The 2,103-nt window shown below is 62.6% G+C and carries 1 protein-coding gene and 1 pseudogene; one reads left to right on the forward strand and one right to left on the reverse strand.

What is annotated here, in order from left to right:
• Positions 1-208: pseudogene (locus DQW91_RS16415) on the reverse strand (DNA-binding response regulator); the annotation flags it as partial.
• 449 nt (positions 209-657) lie between these two features.
• Between DQW91_RS16415 and DQW91_RS16420 the strand changes: the two are divergent.
• Positions 658-2,103, forward strand: a 1,446-nt coding sequence (locus DQW91_RS16420; protein WP_112664717.1) for a methyl-accepting chemotaxis protein, incomplete at its 3' end; no start/stop codon positions are given.

The raw sequence follows: 2,103 nt of genomic DNA on the forward strand, positions 1-2,103 counted from the left end.
GGCGCCGGATGGTCTCGGCGCAGGGAATGCGGTTCTGGAACTCCCCGAGCAGGAAGCCCTGGACGGCATCGAGATCGGAACTGGACGCGGACGTGATCCAGTCGGGAAACTCGTCCGAGAACAGGCCGAGCGATGAGACACCTTCGCGGTTGAAGCTGGCGACATATCCGGCGGTCACGATCTGCCGCTCGTCGACGACGACATACATGGTTCAAGGCCCCCCAGCCTTAGGTAACCGTTGCATCGGGCATTTGATTTTTTGGAGCCCGCGTCTGACCTTCCGGTTCGGAAGGTTCGTTAAGAAAGTGTCGGTCAGACGACGCAACGTCAACGACAAACAGGCGTCCTTAGACTCTTATCCCTCGCTTGCGTGGAGCTGTTGCAAGGAAGCCATAATGCGGGGTGTTTCGGCGCTACCTGTGATTCGTCCGCAGGGCTTGGACTGCAACGGCAAAGTGTTGACATGCAACGTTGATTCGCAAGCTGAATCGCGAAAGACGGAGAGCTTCGCGAATCAGTTGAGCGAGCGCGTGCGAATCAGGGCGGAGCGGATCGTGATTCGTGTCTGATGCGTCAGACAAATTAACCCTTTGGTGAGGATGCCGGCCCTAGTCTCTCGGCCGTGACGTTTTGCTCTTTCGTCTCGTGGAGACAACCATGCGCCTTCTCAACAACCTCAGGCTTCTCACAAAGCTCGCCATCCCCGTCACCATCTTCGTCGCCATCTCGGCGGGGCTTGTCTTTCTGGCCAAGACCGGACTCGATGGCATGACGCAGGACACGAAGGATCTCGTCGATTTCGACGCTGCGCGCCTCACTTATGTCCGCTCGATCAACGCAGCGGTGAACGAGGCGACGATCCAGGAAAAGAACGTCCTCGTCGATAAGAACGTGGATGAACGAAAGACCTACGCGAAGCGCTATGACGAATACAAGCAGATCGCTCTCAAGCAATTTGATGAGCTTCTTGCCATCGATAAAACGCAGGATGTCCGGTCCGCCGACGAGGCGGCAAAGAAGGCTGTCGTGACCTATCTCGCCTTTCTCGAAAAAAGCATCGCTCACGGCGTGAAGGGCTATGAAGACGATGCCGCCATGGCGATCTCGAATGGTCCCGGCCGAGAGGCGCGGATTGCCGTGCGCGACATCCTGAACCAGCGCGCGGAGGAGGCCGCGAAGTCTCTCGAACTTCAAAAGGATGAAGCAGAGAACCTCGCCGTCTCGACCTCGCGCACGCTGATCGTGGCGGCGGCGGTGGGACTGACGCTGGCGGTGCTGCTGATCGGAGCGATTGCGGTCTACGGCATCGTGCGGCCGCTCGGCGGCATGACGGCGGCGATGTCCCGACTCGCGGAAGGTGATCTTGCCGTCGCGGTGCACGGGGCCGAGCGCAAGGACGAGGTCGGCGCCCTCGCCCGCGCCCTGCAGGTGTTCAAGGACAACGCCATCGAGGCGCGAAGGCTCGCGGCGGAGCAGCAGGCGGAGAACGACGCCAAGATGCGCCGGGCTGAAGTTCTGGACGGCCTGACCCGTCGCTTCGAGGCGAACGTCTCGGCCCTGACGCAAGGCCTGTCGGCGGCGGCGACCGAGATGGAGGCGACCGCGCAGTCGATGACGGAAGTGGCCGACCGCACCCGCGGCCAGTCGGTGACGGTGGCTTCCGCCGCCGAGCAGACCTCGGCCAACGTGCAGACGGTGGCGGCGGCGACGGAGGAACTGTCGATCTCGATCCGCGAGATTGCGGCGCAGGTGACGCAATCCTCGCAGATCGCGGAGCGGGCGGTGGTGGACGCCAGACGCACCAACGAGACGGTGCAGGCGCTCGCGGCCTCGGCGGAGAAGATCGGCAACGTCATCGCGCTGATCAACAACATCGCGGGCCAGACGAACCTTCTGGCCCTGAACGCGACCATCGAGGCGGCGCGGGCGGGGGAGGCCGGCAAGGGCTTTGCGGTGGTGGCCTCTGAGGTGAAGGAGCTGGCGAACCAGACCTCGAAGGCGACGGACGAGATCTCGGCACAGATCGGCTCGGTGCAGCAGGCGACGGACGAGGCGGTGCGGGCGATCCACGAGATCGCCAAGACGATCACGGAGATGTCGCAG

The organism is Microvirga flavescens, from assembly GCF_003290125.1.
Lineage (GTDB): Bacteria > Pseudomonadota > Alphaproteobacteria > Rhizobiales > Beijerinckiaceae > Microvirga > Microvirga flavescens.